The following is a 307-nucleotide window of genomic DNA, read 5'->3' as shown; positions in this document are numbered from 1 at the left end:
CGAGGGCATGCCGCGCCGGTACGCCGACTACCTCGCGTCCGACGGCTTCACGACGCTCAACATGATCTCGACGATCGGTGCCTACATCCTGGGCGCGTCGACGCTGCCGTTCATCTGGAACGTCTTCCGCTCGTACCGCTTCGGTGAGGTCGTCACGGTCGACGACCCGTGGGGCTACGGCAACTCGCTCGAGTGGGCGACGTCGTCCCCGCCGCCGCGGCACAACTTCACCGAGCTGCCCCGGATCCGTTCGGAGCGCCCGGCGTTCGAGCTGCACTACCCGCACATGATCGAGCGGATCCGGAAC

At 67.4% G+C, this 307-nt stretch carries 1 pseudogene; it reads left to right on the top strand.

Annotation, left to right across the window (positions count from 1 at the left end):
* Window positions 1–307: pseudogene (locus UK23_RS05420) on the top strand (cytochrome ubiquinol oxidase subunit I); the annotation flags it as partial.

Source organism: Lentzea aerocolonigenes (assembly GCF_000955955.1).
Classification (GTDB): Bacteria; Actinomycetota; Actinomycetes; order Mycobacteriales; family Pseudonocardiaceae; genus Lentzea; species Lentzea aerocolonigenes_A.
The sequence above is the reverse complement of the archived record's forward strand: the minus strand, read 5'-3'. Positions and strand labels throughout refer to the sequence as shown.